Annotated in this window: 20 protein-coding genes; 11 read left to right on the top strand and 9 right to left on the bottom strand. The window is 73.1% G+C overall.

Features of this window, described 5'->3' with window-relative positions; all coding sequences use genetic code 11:
- Window positions 1–12 precede the first annotated feature (12 nt).
- The 3 genes from AB0I21_RS14295 (at window position 13) to AB0I21_RS14285 (ending at window position 1,518) form a co-directional block, all read left to right on the top strand.
- Window positions 13–498 carry a MarR family winged helix-turn-helix transcriptional regulator gene (locus AB0I21_RS14295; RefSeq protein ID WP_360561196.1) on the top strand — a complete coding sequence of 162 codons (486 nt, stop codon included), beginning with the start codon at window positions 13–15 and terminating at the stop codon, window positions 496–498.
- Between the two features lie 81 nt (window positions 499–579).
- On the top strand, window positions 580–1,056 hold the full coding sequence (locus AB0I21_RS14290) for a hypothetical protein (protein WP_360561194.1): 477 nt from the start codon (window positions 580–582) through the stop codon (window positions 1,054–1,056).
- Between the two features lie 129 nt (window positions 1,057–1,185).
- Window positions 1,186–1,518 carry a hypothetical protein gene (locus AB0I21_RS14285; RefSeq protein WP_360561192.1) on the top strand — a complete coding sequence of 111 codons (333 nt, stop codon included), beginning with the start codon at window positions 1,186–1,188 and terminating at the stop codon, window positions 1,516–1,518.
- Between the two features lie 395 nt (window positions 1,519–1,913).
- Here the strand turns inward: AB0I21_RS14285 and AB0I21_RS14280 are convergent, their stop codons facing one another.
- Window positions 1,914–5,042: a GH92 family glycosyl hydrolase gene (locus tag AB0I21_RS14280; RefSeq protein WP_360561190.1), complete on the bottom strand. Its 3,129-nt coding sequence runs from the start codon at window positions 5,040–5,042 to the stop codon at window positions 1,914–1,916.
- Between the two features lie 162 nt (window positions 5,043–5,204).
- Window positions 5,205–6,452, bottom strand: a complete 1,248-nt coding sequence (locus tag AB0I21_RS14275) for a hypothetical protein (RefSeq protein ID WP_360561189.1) — start codon at window positions 6,450–6,452, stop codon at window positions 5,205–5,207.
- 87 nt (window positions 6,453–6,539) lie between these two features.
- On the opposite strand from AB0I21_RS14275, the gene AB0I21_RS14270 reads away from it, so the two are divergent.
- On the top strand, window positions 6,540–7,721 hold the full coding sequence (locus AB0I21_RS14270) for a zinc-dependent alcohol dehydrogenase (RefSeq protein WP_360561187.1): 1,182 nt from the start codon (window positions 6,540–6,542) through the stop codon (window positions 7,719–7,721).
- Here the strand turns inward: AB0I21_RS14270 and AB0I21_RS14265 are convergent.
- On the bottom strand, window positions 7,711–8,310 hold the full coding sequence (locus AB0I21_RS14265; protein WP_360561185.1) for an HAD-IA family hydrolase: 600 nt from the start codon (window positions 8,308–8,310) through the stop codon (window positions 7,711–7,713). The two genes, AB0I21_RS14270 and AB0I21_RS14265, sit on opposite strands and share 11 nt — an antisense overlap.
- Window positions 8,307–8,567 carry a SemiSWEET family transporter gene (locus tag AB0I21_RS14260; protein ID WP_360561183.1) on the bottom strand — a complete coding sequence of 87 codons (261 nt, stop codon included), beginning with the start codon at window positions 8,565–8,567 and terminating at the stop codon, window positions 8,307–8,309. Before AB0I21_RS14260 ends, AB0I21_RS14265 begins: the two co-directional genes overlap by 4 nt.
- A gap of 58 nt (window positions 8,568–8,625) precedes the next feature.
- On the opposite strand from AB0I21_RS14260, the gene AB0I21_RS14255 reads away from it, so the two are divergent.
- The 6 genes from AB0I21_RS14255 to AB0I21_RS14230 all read left to right on the top strand — a co-directional run bounded on the left by AB0I21_RS14255 (window position 8,626) and on the right by AB0I21_RS14230 (window position 14,064).
- Window positions 8,626–9,765, top strand: coding sequence for an ROK family protein (locus AB0I21_RS14255; RefSeq protein WP_360561181.1), 1,140 nt, complete (start codon window positions 8,626–8,628; stop codon window positions 9,763–9,765).
- A gap of 103 nt (window positions 9,766–9,868) precedes the next feature.
- Window positions 9,869–10,195: a winged helix-turn-helix domain-containing protein gene (locus tag AB0I21_RS14250; RefSeq protein WP_344499236.1), complete on the top strand. Its 327-nt coding sequence runs from the start codon at window positions 9,869–9,871 to the stop codon at window positions 10,193–10,195.
- The gene (locus AB0I21_RS14245) at window positions 10,195–10,476 is read left to right on the top strand and encodes a hypothetical protein (RefSeq protein WP_344499238.1); all 282 of its coding nucleotides are present in this window, start codon (window positions 10,195–10,197) and stop codon (window positions 10,474–10,476) included. Before AB0I21_RS14250 ends, AB0I21_RS14245 begins: the two co-directional genes overlap by 1 nt.
- Window positions 10,473–12,512 (top strand): MMPL family transporter, encoded by a 2,040-nt coding sequence (locus AB0I21_RS14240; RefSeq protein ID WP_360561180.1) that lies wholly within the window; start codon window positions 10,473–10,475, stop codon window positions 12,510–12,512. The genes AB0I21_RS14245 and AB0I21_RS14240 overlap by 4 nt, the downstream gene beginning before the upstream one ends.
- A gap of 215 nt (window positions 12,513–12,727) precedes the next feature.
- A complete protein-coding gene (locus tag AB0I21_RS14235; protein ID WP_360561178.1) occupies window positions 12,728–13,681 on the top strand; it encodes a hypothetical protein in 954 nt (317 codons plus the stop codon).
- Complete coding sequence (locus AB0I21_RS14230) at window positions 13,681–14,064, top strand: PPOX class F420-dependent oxidoreductase (protein ID WP_360561177.1); 384 nt, start codon at window positions 13,681–13,683, stop codon at window positions 14,062–14,064. Before AB0I21_RS14235 ends, AB0I21_RS14230 begins: the two co-directional genes overlap by 1 nt.
- A 19-nt stretch (window positions 14,065–14,083) precedes the next feature.
- On the opposite strand, the gene AB0I21_RS14225 is transcribed toward AB0I21_RS14230, so the two are convergent.
- From AB0I21_RS14225 to AB0I21_RS14210, 4 genes are all read right to left on the bottom strand, one after another.
- A complete protein-coding gene (locus tag AB0I21_RS14225; RefSeq protein WP_360561175.1) occupies window positions 14,084–14,830 on the bottom strand; it encodes a DUF2071 domain-containing protein in 747 nt (248 codons plus the stop codon).
- Between the two features lie 24 nt (window positions 14,831–14,854).
- Window positions 14,855–16,165 (bottom strand): hypothetical protein, encoded by a 1,311-nt coding sequence (locus AB0I21_RS14220; RefSeq protein ID WP_360561174.1) that lies wholly within the window; start codon window positions 16,163–16,165, stop codon window positions 14,855–14,857.
- Window positions 16,162–16,695: a SigE family RNA polymerase sigma factor gene (locus AB0I21_RS14215; RefSeq protein ID WP_360561172.1), complete on the bottom strand. Its 534-nt coding sequence runs from the start codon at window positions 16,693–16,695 to the stop codon at window positions 16,162–16,164. The genes AB0I21_RS14220 and AB0I21_RS14215 overlap by 4 nt, the downstream gene beginning before the upstream one ends.
- 759 nt (window positions 16,696–17,454) lie before the next feature.
- Window positions 17,455–18,915 carry a tetratricopeptide repeat protein gene (locus AB0I21_RS14210; RefSeq protein WP_360561171.1) on the bottom strand — a complete coding sequence of 487 codons (1,461 nt, stop codon included), beginning with the start codon at window positions 18,913–18,915 and terminating at the stop codon, window positions 17,455–17,457.
- Window positions 18,916–18,979: 64 nt separating this feature from the next.
- Between AB0I21_RS14210 and AB0I21_RS14205 the strand changes: the two genes are divergently transcribed.
- Window positions 18,980–19,426 carry a GntR family transcriptional regulator gene (locus AB0I21_RS14205; protein ID WP_360561169.1) on the top strand — a complete coding sequence of 149 codons (447 nt, stop codon included), beginning with the start codon at window positions 18,980–18,982 and terminating at the stop codon, window positions 19,424–19,426.
- Window positions 19,427–20,004: 578 nt separating this feature from the next.
- Here the strand turns inward: AB0I21_RS14205 and AB0I21_RS14200 are convergent.
- On the bottom strand, window positions 20,005–20,598 hold the full coding sequence (locus tag AB0I21_RS14200; protein WP_360561256.1) for an FtsX-like permease family protein: 594 nt from the start codon (window positions 20,596–20,598) through the stop codon (window positions 20,005–20,007).
- Between the last annotated feature and the right edge of the window lie 347 nt (window positions 20,599–20,945).

The raw sequence follows: 20,945 nt of genomic DNA, 5'->3' as shown, positions 1-20,945 counted from the left end.
TAAGGTGCTGGCATGAGTGAGGCCCCCTCGACGGCACCGGCCGCCGGGCACGACCTGGGCGTGCTGCTGGCCGCCTGCTGCGAGCGGCTGGTGCGCAACGTGCTCGGCGAGCTGTCCACCGTCGGCTACGGTCACCTGACCCCGTCGCAGTCGCTCACGCTGCTGTTCATCGGCGACGGCCTCGACACCGTCACCCAGCTCGCCGACCGGCTCGGCATGACCACCCAGGCGATCAGCAAGATCTGCGCGACCCTGCACGCCGAGGGGCTGCTGGGGCGGCAGGCCGGGGGCGCCGACGGTCGCGTGCGGCGCCTGGAGCTCACCGTGGCGGGGGCGCGCGCGGTCGACGCGATGCGCACCGCGGGCCTCGCCGCCGAGCAGGCCTGGGTCGCCCTCGTGGGCGCCGACACCCTCGCCGTGGTGCGGGAGGCCCTGACCGCGTTCGCGTTCGCGCCCGAGACCGCGCGGGTGAGCCCGGTCCACATCCGCTTCGCCTGAGCCGCCCGTGCCGGGTCAGCCGTGCCGGGTCCGCTGTCCGTTCGGCGGGGGCCGAACGGTGCCGGCGCTACGTTCGCGGGCATGAGCGACGACGTTCCCGAAGTAGACGGCCGCGACCCTGCCCGCGTCATCGAGGAGGCCGTGGCGCACGCGCTGCGGCTCGCCAGGACCTGGCCCGCGTGGGACGGGCGGCCGGTTCCCGCCGGCGACCGGGTGTACACGCCGCACAAGGCCGTCCGCCGCCTCGGTGACCACCTCGTCGACCACCTCGCCGAGCTGGAGGCCCGCCTCGCCGGCGCGCCGCCACCGCCCGACCACTGGCACGCCTCGGCCGTGACCACGCCCGCCGATCTCGCCCCGTTCACCGAGGAGGACTTCGACGAGGCGTACAGCAGACTCCACCGCCTCGGCATGATCTGGGCGCTGCGGTTGCGGGCCCTCGACGACGAGCGGCTCGACCGGGTCGAGGGCGGCGCGTGGACGCTGCGGCAGGTCGCGTTCCACCTCGGCAGCACCTACTACGCCGACGCCGTCGGCGACCTGACGCCCCCGGCGTAGGCCTGAAGGACCCCGCGGCGCCGGGCCGGCTCGGTCTGCGGTACCACCCCGGGCTACACCCTGGGGTGGAGGCGGGAATCCACCCGGGGCTCGATGAGCGAGGGGCGGGCCGGGCATAGGTTCGGATGTATGCGGAGGATCTGGCGGGGGGCCGGCACGGTGCTGCTGGTCGGGGGCGCTGCGGCGGTGACGACGATGCTGCTGGCGACGGCCCTGTGGGGGCAGCACGACGACCGGTCGTGGCCGTCGCTGCTGTGGGCGGGCGTGAACGGCCTGCTGTGGGACAAGGGCGTGGTCAAGTTCGCCGTCGCCGCGGGACTCGGGTTCGTCATCGCCGTCCGGGCGGTCGCGCGGCGGGTCCGGCGCACCGACCGCACCGACCGCACCGACCGCACCGGCCGCATCGCCGCGGAGCCGGACGTCCCGGCGCGGCCGGACCGGCAGCACGCGGGCTTACGCTGACCCGTCCCGCAGCGGACCGGTGAACCGGCCGGGGGGCGGACGGGGTCAGGCCGGGCCGTCGCGCGGCGGGGGAGCCGTGGCGGGCAGGGTCAGCTGGACCGTGGTGCCCTGGCCGTGGCGCTGGCCACGGTGATGTCGCCGTGGTGGGCCTCGATGATGGCCTTCACGATGGTGAGGCCGAGGCCCGCGCCCTGGGCGGCGAGGTGGTCGGCGGTGCTGCTGCGGGCTCATGTCGATCTTCGCGTCTCCCGGCCGTGCCGGCGGACGTTTTGCCTGGCTGGGACGGTGAACTAGTGTCCTAGGACGGCTTACGGGGTGTGACCCCGGACTAAGGAAACGACAACAGCGAGGACCCGGGCCGTGGTCCAGCCCGGGTCCTCGCTGTGTTCACAGGGTCAGCTGTACGCCTCGAACTCGTAGACGCGCGCGGCCGTGTTCGTGTTCTGGGTCGGGGTGATGACGTTCATGCGGATGTAGCGGGCGTTGACGTTGGTCGTGGTGGTGGTGACGTTGGCGGTGTTGCCGCGGACCTGTGCGGCGGTGGTCCAGGTGGCGCCGTCGGTCGAGGTCACCAGGTCGTAGTCGCGGGTGTTCCAGGCCGCGTCCTCACCGCCGGCGCCGGCGTGGCGGACGACCAGCGATCCGATGTGGACGGTGCTGCCGAGGTCGACCTGGAGGAACTTGGTCGTGCCGAGCGAGCACCACTTGTCGGAGTTGCCGCCGGAGACGCTGCCGTTGACCGCCTTCTCGGGGCCTTCGGTGGTGCCGCAGGACGAGTCGGCGGTGGCCGGCCTGCCGAGGGCGAGATTGCCGGACGGGGTGCCGCCGCCGTACACCTCGAACTCGTAGAGACGCGCCGCGGTGTTGCCGTCGTTGGCGGGGGTGCCGATGTCGACCTTCACGTAGCGGGCGGTCCGTGCCGTGATCGAGTGCTGGGTGCGGCTGGAGCGGTTGCCGGAGGTGGACACGACCTGGGTCCAGGTGGTGCCGTCGGTGGAGGTGGAGATGGTGTACGCGCCGGTGTTCCAGCCGGTCGACTCGCCGCCGAGGCCCGCGTGCTTGAGCACGAAGGTGCTGACGGTCTGGTTGGAGCCGAGGTCGACCTGCAGGAAGCGCGGGGCGGTGCTGGTGCAGAACTTGCTGTTGTTCTGCAGGCTGCCGTCGACGGCCTTGGCCGCGGACTCGGCGGTGGCGCAGGCGGCGGAGCCGGTGGCGGCCTTGTTCAGGGCCAGGTTGGTGCCGAGGTTGGCCGGGGTCGGCGGCTGGGTGGCGCCGTCGGTGAAGGACGGCGGGACGTTGCCGGCGCCGGTGCCCCAGCTGGACTCGCTGCCGCCCATCGTGTACTGGAGGGTGCCGCCGGCGGCGAGGTCGGGGTAGCGCAGGTAGTTGTTGGACACGGCGGCGCCGTCGCGGGTGAGGCTCTGCACGTAGGCGTTGGTGGAGCTGCCGCCGTTGATCTGGATGTTGCCGGCGGCGCGCTGGATGAGCACCGACGGGAACGTGGGGCCGTGGATGGCGAGGGTGTCGGCGCCCGGGGTGACCGGGTACATGCCCATCGCGGACCAGACGTACCAGGCGGAGGTGGCGCCGAGGTCGTCGTTGCCGGGCAGGCCGCCGGCGCCGGTGGTGAAGGACTCGGTCATGACGCGGCGGACGGCGCCGGCGGTCTTGGCGGGCCGCTGCGCGAAGTTGTACGCCCACGGCACGTTGTGCTCGGGTTCGTTGCCGATGTAGAAGTACGGCCGGGAGAGTCCGCCGTTGAGCTCGGTGAAGTGGTGGTCGAGGCGCTGCACCGCGGTGGTGGGTCCGCCCATGAGGTTGATGACGCCGCCGAGGTTGTAGGGGACCATCCAGGTGTACTGGGCGGCGTTGCCCTCGGTGAAGGGGCTCTCCTGGGCGGGGTTGAGCGGCCACGGCCAGCTGCCGTCGCTGTTGCGCGGGTGGATGTACCCGGATTCGGTGTTGAAGGTGTTGCGCCAGTACTGGGCGCGGGTCATCGCCGAGTTGTAGGTGGCGGTGTCGCCGGTGGCCTTGGCGAACTGGGCGACGGCGAAGTCCGAGGCCGAGTACTCCATGGAGTCCGAGGGGGCGCCGGGGATGTACGTCTTGGACGCGTACTCCGACTGGCGGCCGCGGATCGGGGAGCCCTGCATGGTGCCGCCGGCGATGGCGTTCTTCATCAGCTGGAGCGCGGCGGCGGTGTCGAAGGCGCGGGCGCCGAACGCGTACGCGCTGGACACGATGATCGGGCCGGGGTCGCCGGTCATGACGAAGTCCTCGTTGGTCTGCTGCGACCACTTGGGCAGCAGGCCGCCCTGCTGGCCGTCGAGGACCATGGACTTCATGATGTCGCTGGCGACGTCGGGGGCGATGAACGCGATGAGCGCGGCCCACGAGCGGTAGATGTCCCAGCCGGAGTAGTTCTGGTAGACGGGGTGGCTGGCGGTGTGCACGGCGTTGTCGAAGCCGCGGTACTGGCCGTTGACGTCGCTGGCGATGTTGGGGTTGACCATGACGTGGTACAGCGCGGTGTAGAACTTCTGCAGTTCGGTGGCGCTGCCGCCGGTGGCCTGGACGCGGTTGAGGGCGGTGTTCCAGGCGGCGTTGGCGTTGCTGCGGATGGTGTCGAACGCGCCGGTTTCGGCGTTGAGGTTGGCGGTGGCGTTGGCGGTGCTCACGAACGACAGCGCGACGGTGGCGTTGACGGTCCGGTTGCTGCTGGTGTCCCAGGTGATGATCGCGCCGGTGTTGACGCCGCTGGTGCTGGTGGATCCGTTGCTGATGGTGCCGCCGTTCCAGGTGCCGACGGAGGACGGGGCCCGGTCGAAGCGGATCGAGTAGTAGATCTGGTAGGTCTTGCTGGATCCGCAGAACCCGCCGGCGGTGACGCTGCCGGTGACGTTGCTGCCGGAGATGTTCACGGTGCCGCTGCGGTTGCCGGTGGCGGAGCGGCTGGTGTTGATGAGCAGCCGTGCAGTGGTGGTGTTGGGGTAGGTGAGGCGCAGCGCGCCGGTGCGGGTGGTGGCGGACAGTTCGGCGTCGACGCCGTACTTGTCGAGGCGGTTCTTGTAGTAGCCGGCGGACGCGCTCTCGTTGGTTTTCGTGTACGCGGAGGCGTAGCTGGTCCAGGCGGTGCCGGGGGAGGAGCCGAGGGCGCCGGTGACGGGCAGCAGGCCGAGGTCCTCGTTGTTGGGGCAGCCGGCGCCGTTGAAGTGGGTGAGGCTGAACTCCTCGATGGTGCGGTCCTTGTCGCGGTATCCGGACGGGGACGCGGTGGGGGTGTCGGGGCTGAACTGGGTCATGCCGAAGGGCACGGTGGCGCCGGGGAACGTGGAGCCGCCGGCGCCGCCGCCGACAGGGTTGGGGGAGTTGCTGTCGTCGGTGCCGATCAGCGGGTTGACGTATTGGGTCAGGTTGAGGTCGGCGGCGTGCGCCGACGGTGCCTGCGCGAGCGCGACGAAGACGCTGCCCAGCAGGGCTGCGCCCGCACCGGCGAGCATTCGGACCGTGCGTGATCGGGACATGGGTGGTCTCCCGTTCGTGGCGGTGAGGACGGGAGAGCGCTCTCGATGCATTCATACTGGCTGATCAACGTTCCGTCAAGATTTGCCAGAACCCGGTTTCCCCTGCCGGGTTTGTTAGCGACGGTGCTCAATCCCGCGCGACGTGCACGAGGAATCCGCCAGTCAGCAGCGTGACCTGCCCGGCCGCGACGGCGACGCCTCGCGGCCGTCGATGGTGAGCCGGCAGAGCCCGCGCCGGCCCATGTGGTCGTACCGCTGCGTGCCGAGCGGCTCGCCCAGCTGCCGCCCGTCAGCGGCGTCGAAGATCCGCACGAGCCCGTCGGTGCCGGTGGCGGCGATGCCGCCGGTGGTTGGTACCGCCGCGTGGAACTCCAGCCGGTGGCCGGCGCTGTCGTCGCCCGGCGGGACGGCCTCGAGGCCGTCGAGGTGCAGGACGTTCACCAGCCCTTCGGTGTGGCCGCCCTGCGTGACGAGCACCGTTCGCCCGTGCACGGCGACGTGGTCGGCGCGTGACGTGAACGTGGTGCGCACTGCCCCGCGGTCGGTGCCGGTGGCGAGGTCCACGACGCGTGCGAATCGGCCGCTGGCCAGTACCGCGGCCGCATCCGCGAACGCGAGACCGCCGCTGCCCCCGACGCAGGTGCTGAACCGCGCCGCGACCGTCGCGGTGGTGGGATCCCAGATCCGCAGGACGCCGTCCTGGTCGACGGTGACGGCGCGCTGCGCACCGTCGAGGCGGGTCCACGCGCCGCGCGCGGCGTCCGGCCCGGGGTCGGCGGGTCCGGCGACGGGCCGCAGCCCGTCCAGCGTCCAGAACCGGACGGCGGTGGGGCGTCCGCCGAGGCTGAGCACCGACGCGGGCTCGTCGGTGGTGACGGCGACTCGGTTGACGTAGCCGTCGTGACCGGCGACCTTCGCCAGCCGCCGGCCGTCGGTGAGGTCCCAGGCGAGCAGGTAGCCGTTGCGGGTCCCGGTCACCGCGAACCCGCCGGCCGCGTCGAGCGCGCAGAGGTCGCCGGCGGGTCCGGGGATGTCGTCGGGGTCGGTGGCGGTGAGCAGCTTGCCGGTGTCGGTGTCCCATACGAGCACCTGCTGCTTGGAGATGGTGACGAGCGTGCCGCCGAGGAACACCGCGTCGGGTGAGTAGCCGTGCTGTGCCTCCAGGGCGACGGTCCGGACCTCGCCGGTGGTGCGGTCGACGCGGTGGATCTTGTCGGACATCAGCGTCCAGGCGTGGGTGGCGTCGACGTGTGCGCCCTCGGGCAGGCCGTCGAGCCGGTGCACCTGGTGCAGGCCCGGGGACAGGGGCTCGCCCGCCGTCCACGTCGGCAGCCACGGGTCCGTGTCGGGTCTGGTGCCGGGGTTCCGGCCTTGCCGTAGCAGGGTGAGCATCGCGTCGAACTGGTTCACGGGCGGGCACGGTACCGGCCGGTCGGGTTCGTTTCCAGGGGCTGGGGGCGGGTAGCGGGGGAGGGGGAACGCGACGGAGGAGGGGCCGTGAAGGCTGTGGTGTGGCACGGTAGGCGGGACGTCCGGGTGGAGACGGTCCCGGATCCGGTGATTCAGGAGCCGAACGACATCGTCATCCGGCTCACGTCCAGCGGGCTGTGCGGCTCGGACCTGCATCTGTACGAGGTGCTGGGGCCGTTCATGAGTGAGGGTGACATTCTCGGGCACGAGCCGATGGGGGTCGTGGAGGAGGTGGGTGCGGACATCGCGCACCTGAAGCAGGGTGACCGGGTCGTGATCCCGTTCAACATCGCGTGCGGGCACTGTCTCATGTGCGCGCAGGGGCTGATGACGCAGTGTGAGACGACGCAGGTGCGGTCGGCGGGCAAGGGTGCGGCGCTGTTCGGGTACACGAAGTTGTACGGGCAGGTGCCGGGCGCGCAGGCGGAGTTCCTGCGGGTGCCGCAGGCGCAGTTCGGGCCGATCAAGGTGCCGGAGGGGCCGGCGGACGACCGGTTCGTGTACCTGTCGGACGTGTTGCCGACGGCGTGGCAGGCGGTCGAGTACGCGGCCGTCCCGGCGAACGGGACCCTCGCGGTGCTGGGGTTGGGGCCGATCGGGGACATGGCGGCGCGGGTGGCGATGCACCGGGGGCTGCGGGTCATCGGTGTGGACCTGGTCCCGGAGCGGTTGGAGCGGGCCCGGGCGAACGGTGTGGAGGTGATCGACCTGACGCAGGTCGACGACGTCGCCGACGCGATCCGGGACCTGACCGGCGGTCGGGGCGCCGATTCGGTCGTGGACGCGGTCGGTATGGAGGCGCACGGGTCGCCGGTGGGGAAGCTGGCGCAGACGATCGTCGGGTTCCTGCCGGACGTGGCGGCGCAGAAGCTGATCGAGAAGACCGGCGTGGACCGGTTGGCGGCGCTGCACCTCGCGATCGACGCGGTCCGTCGCGGCGGGACGATCTCACTGTCCGGCGTGTACGGCGGTACCGCGGACCCGTTGCCGATGATGGTGCTGTTCGACAAGCAGATCCAGCTGCGGATGGGTCAGGCGAACGTGAAGCGCTGGGTGCCGGCGATCCTGCCGTTGCTGACGGGTGACGGGGACCCGCTGGGGGTGGACACGTTCGCGACGCACCGGGTGCCGCTGGACGCGGCGCCGATGGCGTACGAGAAGTTCCAGGCGAAGAAGGACGGCACGGTCAAGGTGCTGTTCAAGCCGTGAACGTGTCCGCGAGCTCGTCGAGGTCGCGGATGCGCAGGTCGCCGGGCAGGCCGCGCAGTGCCGCGACGCGCATGCCGGCGGCCCGGCCGGCGTCGATGCCGGGCTGGGAGTCCTCGACGACGAGGCAGTCCCGCGGGTCGGCGTTGAGCAGGGTGGCGCCGGCCAGGTAGGGGGCCGGGTCGGGTTTGCCGCGGGGGGTGTCCTCGACGGTGACGAGGTGCCGGACGGGCAGGCCGGCGGCGTGCAGGCGGGCGGTGGCGAGCCGCCGGTCGGCGCTGGTCACGACCGCCCACGGCACGCCGAGCTCGTCGAGGGTCCGTAGCAGCCGGGCGGCGCCGGGGGTGGCGGTGACGTCGGCGAGGTCGTCGTACTGCAGCTCCAGGTTGCGCTGGGCGGCGGCCGCGACGGCGGTGTCGTCGAGGTCGGGGCGCACGACGCGGATCGTGGTCGCGGCGGGGTTGCCGTGCAGGATCGGGGTGAGGACGTCGACGGGGACGGCGTGTTCGGCCGCCCACCGGTGCCAGGCGCGTTCGACGGCGCTGTCGGAGTCGACGAGTGTGCCGTCCATGTCGAGCAGGACTGCTTTCATGCGGTGTCCTCCTGTCGGTACCGGAGTTTCATGACGGAAAGGGTCACCAGTGCCGCGCCGGTCGCCGCGTTGGTGAGGACGATCGGCAGGTCGCCCTGGGATGCGCCGTACGCCACCCAGAGCGCGACCCCGGAGGCGAGGGCCAGCAGGTAGAACCACGAGATGTCGCCGACGGACCTGGTCCGCCATGACCGGGCGAGCTGTGGCAGCCAGCATCCGGTGGTGAGGATTCCGGCGAGCACACCGAGCACCGACATGGCGCCTCCTTTAAACTCGTCACGCGAGCATATTGTACGACGGGCAGGATCGGCACCCATGGACCATCGGGCGGAGACCCTGCGGGCGCAGGGGGCGCTCGCGATGCTGCGGTGCGCGCACCGGACGCCGGGGATCACGCGGGCCGAGGCGGCGGCGCGGCTGGGGCTGAGCAGTGGCTCGGCGGCCGGCATCATGGGCCGGCTGCGGGCGGCGCGGCTGCTCGCGGAGGCGCCCGCCCCGCAGACCGGCGGCCGCGGCCGGCCGACGGCGGTGCTGGTCCCGCACCCCGACGGGCCGCTCGTCGCCGTCGTCGACATCACCCACGCGACCTGGACGGTGACGACCGCGGCGATCGGTGGGGCCCTCGCGGCCGCGCCCGTCCACCGGCTGCTCGGCCAGCCCGCTTCCGCCGTCCTTCCGCTGGTACGGGAGGCGCTCGCCGCGCTGCACGGCCCCCGGCTGCGGGCGGTCGGCGTCGCGATCCCCGGCACCGTCCACGGCCGGACCCTGATCGAGGCGACGAACCTGCGCTGGCGCGGCGTCGACCTGGGCGTCCTGACGTCCCTGCCGCTCGCGGTCGGCAACGACGCCTCCCTCGCCGGTGTCGCCGAGGCGCTGCGCGGCGCCGCGCAGGGCGTCGGCGTGGCCCTGCACCTGACGGTCGAGGTCGGCGTCGGTGGTGTGCTCATCGTCGACGGCCGTCCGGTGCTCGGCGCGGCGGGCGCGGGCGGCGAGTTCGGCCATCTGCCGTTCGGCGATCCGTCCCGCCGCTGCCCGTGCGGTGCCGGCGGCTGCTGGGACCTCGAGGTCGACGGCCGTGCCATGGCCCGCCACCTGGGCCGCCGCGCGCCGGCCGACCCGCGGGCCTTCGCCGAGCGGACCATCGCCGCGGCCCGCGACGGTGACCCCGCCGCGGCCGCCGCTTGCCGGGCCGTCGCCGCGGCCCTCGGGCGGGGGGTCGGCGCCCTGATCAACGCCGTCGACCCGGCCGTCGTCACCCTCGGCGGTCTCGGCGTGGACCTGCTCGACGTCGCCGGCCCGGCCCTGCACGCCGCCACCGCCGAGGGCGTGATGGCCTGGCGTCGCGACGCCCTGCCCCCGGTCGTCCCCGCCGCGCTCGGCTCGCAGGGCCCGGCGATCGGCGCCGCCGAGACCGCGATGGCGCTCGTCCTGACCGAAGCCGCCCTGACCGCCTGACCCCTGTCCGGCCCGCGGGTCAGGGGGAAACCCTGAGGTGCCCACGAGCGTCAGGGTGTTAGCGTTTCACGTGTAAGGAAGTTCTTACATGTGAAGGAGCATCATGACGGCGAGCTCGCCCACCGGCGACGACCTGGTCGAGATGCTGGCGGCCCTGTCCAACCCGCTGCGACTGCGCATCGTCGCGAAGCTTGCCGGCGGCCGTGACTACGTGAGCCGACTCGCCCGGGAGATCGGCGTCAGCCGGCCCCTGCTGCACATGCACCTCCAACGGCTGGAGGCGGCCGGCCTGATCGTCGGCAGCCTGGAGCTCTCCGAGGACGGCAAGGCGATGAAGTACTACGAGGTCGCGGACTTCGACCTGCACCTGAACGCCGCGACCCTCGCCGCGGCGGCCGAAACCCTCACCGACCCCAAGGAGCGGTCCTGATGTACCTGAGCGCGGAAGAAATCACCTGGCCGGAGATCACCGCGTTTCTCGGCCTGCTGGTGGCCCTGCTGTTCCTGTTCGGGTTCAGCCTCGCCAGCTGGCTGGAGTACCGGAAGCTGAAGGTCGCCGGCCACCAGCAGGAGGACCTGCGGCAGCTGGTGCGCCGCTACGAGCAGCTGGCGGAGAACTCGATGGACGCCCAGAACCGGATCGCGACCGACGTGGCGGACCTGCGCACCCGCACCGCGTCGATCGAGAAGATCCTGCGGACCGTCGAATGAGGCGCGCGGTCGCGGTCCTCGGCCTGTGGCTCGTCGCCGGGTTCCTGCTGCTGCCCCTCGCCGGGAAGATCGGCGACGTCACCACCACCGACCCGGCGGCCCTGCTGCCGCAGAACGCCGAGGCGACCCAGGCGCTGCTGCGGGCGCGGGAGGCGTTCCCGGGCAGCGACACCCCGGTCGCGGTCGTCGTGTACGTCCGCGACGGCGGCATCACCGACGCCGACCGGTCCGCGGTGGACGCCGACCGGCAGGAGTTCGGGAAGGCGACCGGCCAGCAGATCGGTGCGATCACCGCGAGCGACGACGGGCAGGCGCTGCTGCTGTCGTTCCCGGTCCGGGACAAGGACGTCGTCAAGCAGGTGAAGGCGGCGCTCACCGACTCGCCCGCCGGGCTGCGCGCGGAGGTCACCGGGTCCGCGGGGGCGCTGTCGGACCTCGACGACGCCGGTCAGGGCGCCGACACCACCCTGTTCCTCGCCGCCGCCGGCATCGTCGCGGTGCTGCTGCTGCTCACGTACCGCAGCCCGGTGCTGTGGATCGTCCCGCTCGTCGCGGCGGTCGCGGCCAGCCAGCTGTCCTCCGCGCTCGTCTACCTCATGGCGGAGCATCTGGACGTGACGGTCACCGCCGACCTGACGACGATGATGACGGTCCTCGTCTTCGGCGCCGGCACCGACTACGCGTTGCTGCTCATCGCCCGGTACCGGGAGGAGCTGCACCTGCACCCGGACCGCACGGCGGCGATGGCGGTCGCGGTGCGCCGGTCGTTCCCCGCGATCCTCGCCTCCGCCGCCACCGTGTCCCTCGGCGTGCTGTGCCTGCTCGCGGCGCGGATGAACGACATGCACAGCTTCGCCCCGATCGCCGCGACGGGCATCATCGTGTCGTTCGCGGTGATGACGACGCTGCTGCCGGCAATGCTGGTGCTGCTCGGCCGGTGGCTGTTCTGGCCGTTCGTGCCCCGCTACGGCGCGGCCGTCACGACCAGGCGCGGCTTCTGGCACCGCGCCGGCGACCTCGTGGGGCGGCGACCGCGGCTGCTGTGGACGGTCACGGCGGCGGTCCTCGTGCTGCTGGGGCTCGGCGTGTACGGGCTGCGGCTCGGGCAGAGCACCTCCCAGATGTACACCACGGAGGTCGGCTCCGTCGCCGGCCAGCACCTCATCGACAGGCACTTCGCGGGTGGCGTGTCGTCGCCGGCGCTCGTCCTGGCGGACGCGTCGACGGTCGACGCGGTCGTCGCGGCGGCGAAGGCGACCGGCGGGGTGGCGGACGCGACGGCGGCCGGCCGGTCCGCGGACGGCCGCTGGGTATCGATCGCGGCGACGCTCACCGACCCGCCGGACTCCGCCGCCGCCCGGGCGACCGTCGACCGGCTGCGGGCGGCCGTGCACGCGGTGCCGGGCGCGGACGCCGTCGTCGGCGGGGAGACCGCGACCGCCGTGGACGTCGCCAGGGCGTCGGAGCGCGACAACCTCGTCGTCGTGCCGCTGATCCTCGGCGTGGTGCTGATCGTGCTGATCCTGCTGCTGCGGGCGCTCGTCGCGCCGCTGCTGCTGGCGGCGAGCGTGGCGCTGTCCTACGTCGCGGCGATGGGCCTGTGCGGGCTGGTGTTCACCGCACTCGGGCACCCGAACATCGTGCACGGCATGCCGCTGTACGCGTGGCTGTTCCTCACCACCCTCGGCGTCGACTACACGATCTTCCTGATGACCAGGGCGCGGGAGGAGGTCGCGGTCCGCGGCAACCGCGACGGCATGCTCACCGCCCTCACCGCCACCGGCGGCGTCATCACCAGCGCCGGTCTGGTCCTGGCCGGGACGTTCGGCGTGCTGGTGCTGCTGCCGTTCGTCGCGGCGGTGCAGATGGGCCTGATCGTCGCCCTCGGCGTGCTGCTGGACACGTTCGTCGTGCGGACGCTGCTGGTGCCGGCGCTCGCCATCGACGTCGGGCCGCGGCTGTGGTGGCCGAGCCGGCACGCCCAGACGCCGGCCACCCCGCCACCGTCGAGGATCACGGTCGACATCGCAGGATGACCCCCCGCGTCGCGGTGCCCGCACCCCGGGTGCCGCGACGCGGTACTGTCGGCGTGCGGGGCCGGCTCCATGGCGTGCTTCCTTCTTTCTCGTACTCCGGTCCGCCGGAAACGAACCCTGCAGCGCGCCCGCTTCCCGGCCCCGCCCATCCGCACGGCAACCACGGCAACCACAGCACCACGGAACCGATTCGGTCGCGGGAGCGTCTCAGTACCATGAGCATCGATGGAGGCCGCCGGTGGGCGGTCGTCGCCGCGGCGGGAGCCGGCACCCTGGTGGCCCTGGTCGCCGCCGTCCTGGTGGTCAACCGGCAGTCCGCCGCTCCGGGTGAGCAGCAGCCGCCGCCGTCGGCGCGGGCCGCCGCCGACCCCAGGACGCTCGTCGTCGACGACGGCGACCTCGTCGAGGCCAGCGGGCAGGTGCTGGTCGCGCCAGGGAAACCGGCCCGGCTCTGCGCGCCCGCCCCGGTCCCCGCGATCGGCCGCCCCGGCAACCAGCCGCCGACGTGCGCGCTCGGCGTCGACGTCACCGGCGTCGACCCCGCGAAGCTCACCGGCGCGGGCGTCGTGGCGGGCGTCACCACCGGCCAGGCCCGGCTGCGCGGCACCTGGCGCGACGGTCGGCTGCACGTCACCGAGCAGGGGCCGCCGAAGCCGCCGGCGCCGGTGGGCTTCGACGACACCGTGCCGTGCGGGCCGCCGAAGGGCGGCTGGAAACCCGGCGGCGGCGCCGACAGCAACGCGATGCACCAGTACATCTACGAGCAGCACCCCGACCGGTTCCGGCCGCTGCGGATCGCCTACCCGGACGGGCCGCCGACCGGGGCCACCACCGGCCCGCAGCCGACCGAGGTCACGGTCGTCGAGGTCGTCGCCGGTGACGCCGCGGGCGAGGAGCAGCGGCTGCGGAAGCTGTTCGACGGCAACCTGTGCGTGGTCGCGGCCCCCGGCCGGCCCAGCATCGCCCGGCAGGAGCAGCTGCGGGAGCAGGTCAGCGCCGGCCTCGACCCGCTGATGTCCGACCCGGCCAGCGGCATCTGGTCCGTCGGCGGCGACGACGTGTCCACCGTCGAGCTCATGATGCTCACCCCGCGGCTGTACGAGCAGCTCAACGCCATCGGGTTCGACCTGCTGCGGGTGGAGCCGTGGCTGCGGCCTACCGTTGGGTGATGAGCAGTCGCACGGACATCCTGGGCCGGCGCAAGCAGGTCGCCCTCACCACGTTCCGCAAGGACGGCACGCCCGTCTCCACCGCCGTGTGGCACGTCGTCGACGGCGACGAGGTGCTGATCCTCACCGAGCCCGGGTCGGGGAAGGTGAAGCGGCTGCGCAACAGCGGCCGGGTCGTGGTCGCCCCCAGCGACATCCGGGGCCGGGTGCCGGAGGGGGCGCCGTCGTTCGAGGGGACCGCCCGGCTCGTCGAGGACGCCGACGGGGTCGACCGCATCCGCCGGGCGATCGGCCGCCGGTACATCTCCTCGCGGATCGGCAACTGGTTCAACCGGTTGCTGCGCTGCCCGCGGGTGAGCATCGGCATCGTCGTCACCCTGTGAGCTTTTCGGTGGCCTTTGTTCAGCGGGCGGCGACGTTCGGGGTGCCGAAGCGGACCGGGACGCCGGGGGAGTAGAGCACGCTCACCGGCGGGCCGGCCGGCGCGGGCAGGCCCGCCGCGGTCACCAGGGTGTCGTCGAGGTCGAGCAGGTCCGCGCGGTACAGCGGCCACCGCGGATGCTCGTTCGGCAGGTGCAGCGTGCGGCCGAACGCGCGGGTGTGCAGCCCCCAGCGGGCCGTGACGAAGTGCTCCAGGGGCGACGGCTCGGCGACCGGCGCGCCGACCCGCACCGCCATACCGTTCACCGCGGGGCGGGGACCCGGCCAGCGGCGGCGGCTGGTGTACCGCACGACGTCGCCGTCCTTCACCAGCCGCATCCTCGCCCATTTGTACGGCAGCCGCAGCGACACCTGAGCGGTCAGCACCGGCAGCAGGCGCGCCGCGTCCAGCGACAGGAACACCACGGCGCGCCGGCCGGCGCCGTCGACGCTGTACAGGCGCACGTTCGTCTCGCAGAACGTGCCGAGATAAGGCAGGCCCGGCCCGCTGAACAGGCCGAGCCGCACCATCCGGAAGCCGATGAGCCCCACGAACGACACCCCGCCGAGCGTGTCAGGGACCGTGCCCGCGGGCAGGAACGGCGCGACCGTCTCCGGCGGCACCGCCCAGTGCAGGAACGCGAGGTCGTGCCAGCGCTGCACCAGCATCGAGCGGCGCACCGGCCGCAGCGTCTCCGGGGTCACGTCCTCGATCCGCACGGCCCTCATTCTCCGGCATCACCCCACCACCGCTTAGGTCGTCACCTTGATCACCGTCCTGGTCCACTGCAGGCCGTCGCTGGAGCGGTACAGCGCGTCGGCGTCGAACGCGAAGTAGGCGCCGGGGCCGGCGGCGAGGACCCGCTCGCCGGCGGTGTGCAGCAGCGCGGTGCCGAGACCCGGCTGCTTCGCCGGGCGGTACGTCTGCCCGCCGTCGGTGCTGGCGTACCACTCCTGCGGCGGGTCCATCCGGGTCAGCACCACGTGGATGCCGCCGGCCGCGACATAGCCGTCGCCCTCCTGGTACGCCGCCCGCGGCAACGTCTGCCCGGAGTGCACGCGCTGCCAGGTGCGGCCCCCGTCGCCGGTCCGGTAGACCAGCGTCCTGACCCCCGCGGTCGCCGCCGACGTCGGGCCCACACCGGTCGTGTCCGCCGGGTCCGGCTGGGTGATGACCGTGTACCCGGTGACGCCGTCGACGCTGTCCACCGTCGGGTACACGTACATCTCCGGCGCCGGGACATCGGCGTCGCCGCGGCCGAACACGGACGTCGCCCACGTGACACCGCCGTCGTGGCTGACGGACACCGCGGGCCGGTGCTCGCCGCCGCGCTCCCACCCGCTGACCCACAACCCGCCCGCCGCCGGCACCGCGACGGTGTCGTGGACGTCGATGTCCGGCGGGTTCGCCAGCAGCGTCGCGCGGGCGGTGACGGGGTCGACGGCGAGCATCGTGCACAGGTCGGCGGGCCTCGTCGGCGGCGCGCAGATGATCCAGCCGCCCGCCGGCACCTTCGGCACCTTCCCGGCGACCGTCTCCACGACCCGCCAGCTCCGGCCGCCGTCCCGGCTCACCATCGGGATGTGCAGCAGCTGCGGGCCCGCCGGGTCGGTGTTCTGCTGCTCGACGGTCTGCGCCAGCACCCCCGGCGACGGCGCGGACACGTCACCGGCGAAGTCCTTCGACCGCACCGTCCACGTCTTGCCGCCGTCGTCGGAGCCCACCAGGTTCACCGTGCACCGCGCCCCTTCACCGCACGCGTTCACCTTCGCGTACAGGTGCTCGGCGTCGGCGGCGGCGATCGACACGATGGACCCGTCGCGGGTGCCCGCCGGCCACCCGTCGGCGGTCTGCGTCGGCGGGTCCGCGGGCTGCCCCCCTGACGGCGTGAGCGTCGCCGCGGCGACGACCGCGGTGGTGGCCACCGCCGCCGCGACCGCCGTCCACCCCGCGACCCACCGGCGCCTGCGCTGGAACGCCCGCTCGTACACCGCGTCGGCGGACAACCTGCTCGGCGGCGCCTCGCCGGCGGCCTCGTCGAACCGTTCCCGGATCTGGTTCATCGCAGCCCCTCCGTCAACGCGAGCTCACCGTCGGCCTCGAGCAGCTCCCGCAGCTTCGCCAGCCCGCGCGCGGCCTGGCTCTTCACCGTCCCCTGTGCACACCCGAGCACCGCCGCGGTCGCGGCGACGTCGAGGTCCTGGTAGTACCGGCACACCAGCACCGCCCGCTGCCGCGGCGGCAACTGCCGCAGCGCTTCCGCGAACGCGATCCGGCCCGGGCTGCCCTCCGCCGCGCCGGCCGCCCCCGCCACGTCCGGCGGCTCCGCGACGCTGCGTTCCCGCCGCCGCCAGACCCGCCGCACGTCCGCCAGGTACGCGCGCACCAGACACGTCCGCACGAACCCGTCGAGCGCCTCCCGGTCGCGCACCTTCCGCCAGCCCACCGCCAGCCGCATGAACGCCGTCTGCGTCAGGTCATCAGCCCAGTGCCAGTCCCCACACAACAGGTACGCCGTCCTGCGCACCACATCCCGCCGGGCCGTGAAGTATTCCCGGAACTGGCGCTGCTCTTCGCTCTCTCCGCTCGGCATCGCACCTCCCTAGCCCCTAGGTGCGCCCCACCCCTCGTTTCGGTTGCATACCCGTCCCGCCGCTCCGCTCTGCTGGCCCGCCCGCCTGGTTGCCGGTTTCGGTTGGACGCGCCGCCTGGTTGCCGGTTCCGGTTGGGCGCGCCGCCTGGTTGCCGGTTTCGGTTGGACGCGCCGCCCGGTTGCCGGTTCCGGTTGGGCGGGCCGCTTGGCTGCCGATTGCGGTGGGCGCGCCGCCCGGCTGCTGGTTTCGGCTGCACGCTCGTCTCGCCGCTCGCTCTGGTGGTACGCCCGCCCGGCTGCTGGTCTCGGTCGGACGCACCGCCCGGCTGCTGGTTTCGGCTGCACGCTCGTCCCGCCGCTCGCTCTGGGCGGCACGCCCACCCAGCCGCTCGCTCCGGTTGGACGCGCCACCCGACCGTCGGTTTCGGTTGGCGTGCCCCGCCCGCGCCCGAGCCGAGGGCGTCGAGCCGCGCGCCGGTCCAGAAACCGAAGGATCCCGCCGGTGCCGTCCGCATCCTGCGCCCCGCCGTCCCTGCCCGTCGGCGATCCGACCGCGTTGCTCTGCCGACCGCGTTGCTCTGCCGGCCGCGTTGCTCTGCCGGCCGTGCTGCTCTGCCGGCCGTGCTGTTCTGCCGACCGTGCTGCGTCGGCCGGCGGGCCGCCCTCGTCCTCACCAGCGACGACGCCACCCTTGCTCGCCGATGCTGGCATCGATGCGGTCATCCGGTACACAGGCCGGCAAGGAAACGACGTCGATCACTACCCCTGATCCTGGACCCGGTGCCGGAACTCCGCGAGCGCTGACTGCACCACGCCGTTGAGCCGTTGCAACTCCTCCTCGGTCGGCTCCCGGCGCAGGTGCACCTCGATCTTGAAGTCCCCGTCGACGATCCTCGCCTCGAACCGCTCCAGCAGATCCTGCGGCAACCGGCGCACCACGAACTCGCGGAACGCCTCCTCGACCGCGCCCGCCACATCCCCGCACCCGCAGGTCCGGCCCTGCAGGACCGCGCCGAGGTGACTCCGCCCGGCGATCGCGTCCGGATGCGCGTCCGGCAGCGCGGCGAGCCCCTGCTCCAACGCGGTCCGCGCCTGCGCCAGCCGCTCCTGATGCTGCAGGAAGATCCCGAGGGCGACCCCGGCCCGGCCGAGGATCTCGAAGTCCGCGCCGCGCTGCGCATGGGTCACCGCTTCGGTGAGGCACCGCTCCGCCTCCGCCGTCTGGCCGGCGTCGCGCAACGCCAGCCCCCAGTTGCGCAGCACCAGACTGGTCAGCTCTGGCCGGTCGATCCGCAGCGCCCGCCGGTGCGCCGCCTCGTACGTGCGCAGCGCACCGTCCCGGTCACCGGCGTCGCCGTACGCGAGGGCGAGACCGAGCTCCGCCGTGAGAGCGTCCTCGGCGCGCCCCTGCCGGTCGTGGGAGGCGAGGACCCGGCGGATCGCGTCGACCCGCCCGGCCGGGTCACCCAGGTCGCGGCCGGTGTTCGCGAGCGCGGTGAGGACGTTGAGCGTCACGGGATGGTCCGGGCCGAGCCTGGCCTCCACCGCGGCGGCGAGCACGGCGATGACGGCCCGGTGCGCGGCCGGCTCGGCGAGCCCCTGCCGCAGCAGCACCGCCGACGCCATGGCTTCGACGACCCCGTCGGGCAGCTGGTCCAGCCCTGCGAACAGCGGCTCGCCGGTCCCGCCGGCGTGCACGACCTCCGCGCGCAGCGCGAGCGCCGACGCGACCTGGTCGTGCCCGTTGCTCCACAGGTTGCGCACCGCCTCCTCGATCACGTCCCGCGCCTGCCCGACGTTGCCCCGCTGCAACAGCACGTCCGCCAGTGGCTCGAGGCCGAACGCGTACCCGGCGTGGTCCCGGCCGTAGAACGCCTGCCGCCCCTCAGCCCCACGGCGCAACTCGGCCTCGGCGTCCTCGAGCCTGCCGGTCATGCGCAGCGCGAGGCCGAGGTTCAGCCGGTACGTGAGATGCTCCTTGCGGTCCACAGCAGGCACCGCGATCGCCGCCCGGTAGCAGGCGATGGCCCGGTCGGGCTGGTCGCAGTTGAGCAGGATGTTGCCCAGGTCGCACTGCGCCGAAGCCCACGCGGCGCTGCCGTGCCCGTGCCGGACGGTGACCGCCCGCAGCTCGCGCACCATCACTTCCTCGGCCTCGACGAACCGCCCTTCATGCATGAGCGAGACGGCCACGTCGATCGGTGCGGCGGATACGTTCACGGCGCGGAAGTCTATCCGTTCCCGAGACATGGCCTTATGGCTACATCGTGATAGGGTGAACACCGTGAATGTGCAGCGACACGTCCCGGCCATGTACCACCAGATCGCCGACCTCCTCCGCGACGACATCACCCGCGGCATCCATCCCTCCGGGCAGCCGTTGCCTGCTGAACGCGAGCTCTGCGACCGGTACGCGGTCAGCCTCACCACCGTCCGCCGCGCCCTCGCCATCCTGCGCGAGGAAGGCCTTGTCACTTCCCGCCGCGGCGCCGCCTCGATCGTCCGCGAACGCCCCGCCCGCCGCATCGTGGTGATGGGCCGCGGCAGCCGGCTCACCTGCCGCATGCCCACCACCACCGAACGCTTCAAGCTGGGCATCGACCGAGGCATCCCCCTCGTCGAGGTCCGTGACCGGCTCGGCCAGGTCGAAGTGTTCCTCGCCGACCAGGTCGAGGTCCTCAGCCCCGAAGGCCTCGCCACCGCCACCACCAAGGTCATGGACGTCGCCTGACCAGGCTGCCCACCGACTCCTCGCAACGGTCCCACCTCGACACCCTCCCTTCACCTCGCTGGTCACCACGCCCCGCCGGACGTCGGCCACTGTCACTCCAGCGGCCTGCACGACACACCACCTCGGATGCCGGCGCACGCCGCAGACCCGCACCGCGAGCCAGCCGCCCCCGTTCTGCCGGCCCTGCATTGCGCCCCCTGCACCGACCCGCTCCGCAGCGCGCGTAAGGTCGCCACGGCGCTCGTCACGCCCGCAATCGCTGCCACAGCCGAACAACCCCTCCTTCGCTGCCGTGCGCGGACTCCACTGCGACGCCACCCACGGACCTCTGCGACGCCATCCGCGGACTCCTCTGCGCCGCCACCCGCGAACCTCTGCGACACCATCCGCGGACTTCTCTGCGCCGCCACCTGCGGACGTCTCTGCGTCGTCGATCCGCGGACCTCTCTGCGCCGTCACCGGCGGACGTCTCTGCGCCGCCGCCGGCGGACGTCTCTGCGCCGCCGCCGGCGGACTTCTCTGCGTCGCCCATCCGCGGACCTCTCTGCAGCGCCGCCGGCGTGACCGTTCCGCAGGCCCTATAGCGGCTCCTGCGCCGGCCCACTCCGCAGCGTGCGTAACGTCGGCACAGCGCTCGCCGTGACCGCCAGCAGCAGGCACAGCCCGACAACCCCGCCCACCACCGTCCACGGCACGACCAGCTCCACCGGCGCGCCCACCTGCTCGGCCAGCCCCGCCCTGATGCTCAGCAACGCACCGAGCGCGACCACGCCCCCGAGCACCGCCCCGATCAACACCATGAGCGCCGACTCCGCCGTCACCAGCCGCAGCACCTGCCGCCGCGTCGCCCCCGCCAACCGCACCGCCCGCAGGTCCGCCGCCCGCCCAGCCGCCGCCATGAGCAGCGTGTTGGCAACGGCGATGGCCCCATACCCAGCAGACACCGCGATCAGCAACACCGTGAACATCCAAACGAGCCGATCCTCGGCACTGTCCTGCTCCGCCGCCCACGTGCCTACGTCGACGACCCGCGCACCAGACCCCGCCGGCACCTCGACCCGGTCCCGCACAAACACCGCCGACGTCAACGCCGACAGGTCATGCGCCCGCACCACCGCCCGCGGCAGGACCATGTCCCCCGGGATGGACGCATCGGAGATCACCGCGACCACCCGCAACGCCACCACCGTCCCGTCGGCGAACATCACCGGATACACCCCCGGAACCCCACCCCGCCCGGCCCCGCCACCCGCCGTCCCCGCGCCACCAGACGGCATCGCGCCACCAGACGGTCCCGCACCACCTACCGCCCCCGCACCACCTGCCGCCCCCGTGCCACCGGACGGCATCGCGCCACCAGACGGTCCCGCACCACCTGCCGCCCCCGTGCCACCGGACGGCATCGCGCCACCAGACGGTCCCGCACCACCTGCCGCCCCCGTGCCACCAGACGGTTTCGCGCCACCGGACGGCATGACGGCTCCGGAGCCCGCGGCTCCAATCGATGGCACCGCGCCAC

The organism is Dactylosporangium sp. NPDC050588, assembly GCF_040654975.1.
Taxonomy (GTDB): Bacteria; Actinomycetota; Actinomycetes; order Mycobacteriales; family Micromonosporaceae; genus Dactylosporangium; species Dactylosporangium maewongense.
Note: the sequence above shows the minus strand (reverse complement) of the source record. Positions and strands in the feature narration are given on the sequence as shown.

Bases quoted from the DNA above. Each gene is read 5' to 3' on its own strand.
- AB0I21_RS14295 (WP_360561196.1), top strand. From the start codon at position 13: ATGAGTGAGGCCCCCTCGACGGCACCGGCCGCCGGGCACGACCTGGGC.
- AB0I21_RS14250 (WP_344499236.1), top strand. From the start codon at position 9,869: ATGACGGCGAGCTCGCCCACCGGCGACGACCTGGTCGAGATGCTGGCG.
- AB0I21_RS14230 (WP_360561177.1), top strand. From the start codon at position 13,681: ATGAGCAGTCGCACGGACATCCTGGGCCGGCGCAAGCAGGTCGCCCTC.
- AB0I21_RS14225 (WP_360561175.1), bottom strand. From the start codon at position 14,830: ATGAGGGCCGTGCGGATCGAGGACGTGACCCCGGAGACGCTGCGGCCG.
- AB0I21_RS14280 (WP_360561190.1), bottom strand. From the start codon at position 5,042: ATGTCCCGATCACGCACGGTCCGAATGCTCGCCGGTGCGGGCGCAGCC.
- AB0I21_RS14245 (WP_344499238.1), top strand. From the start codon at position 10,195: ATGTACCTGAGCGCGGAAGAAATCACCTGGCCGGAGATCACCGCGTTT.
- AB0I21_RS14290 (WP_360561194.1), top strand. From the start codon at position 580: ATGAGCGACGACGTTCCCGAAGTAGACGGCCGCGACCCTGCCCGCGTC.
- AB0I21_RS14220 (WP_360561174.1), bottom strand. From the start codon at position 16,165: ATGAACCAGATCCGGGAACGGTTCGACGAGGCCGCCGGCGAGGCGCCG.
- AB0I21_RS14240 (WP_360561180.1), top strand. From the start codon at position 10,473: ATGAGGCGCGCGGTCGCGGTCCTCGGCCTGTGGCTCGTCGCCGGGTTC.
- AB0I21_RS14215 (WP_360561172.1), bottom strand. From the start codon at position 16,695: ATGCCGAGCGGAGAGAGCGAAGAGCAGCGCCAGTTCCGGGAATACTTC.
- AB0I21_RS14235 (WP_360561178.1), top strand. From the start codon at position 12,728: ATGAGCATCGATGGAGGCCGCCGGTGGGCGGTCGTCGCCGCGGCGGGA.
- AB0I21_RS14255 (WP_360561181.1), top strand. From the start codon at position 8,626: ATGGACCATCGGGCGGAGACCCTGCGGGCGCAGGGGGCGCTCGCGATG.
- AB0I21_RS14285 (WP_360561192.1), top strand. From the start codon at position 1,186: ATGCGGAGGATCTGGCGGGGGGCCGGCACGGTGCTGCTGGTCGGGGGC.
- AB0I21_RS14265 (WP_360561185.1), bottom strand. From the start codon at position 8,310: ATGAAAGCAGTCCTGCTCGACATGGACGGCACACTCGTCGACTCCGAC.
- AB0I21_RS14260 (WP_360561183.1), bottom strand. From the start codon at position 8,567: ATGTCGGTGCTCGGTGTGCTCGCCGGAATCCTCACCACCGGATGCTGG.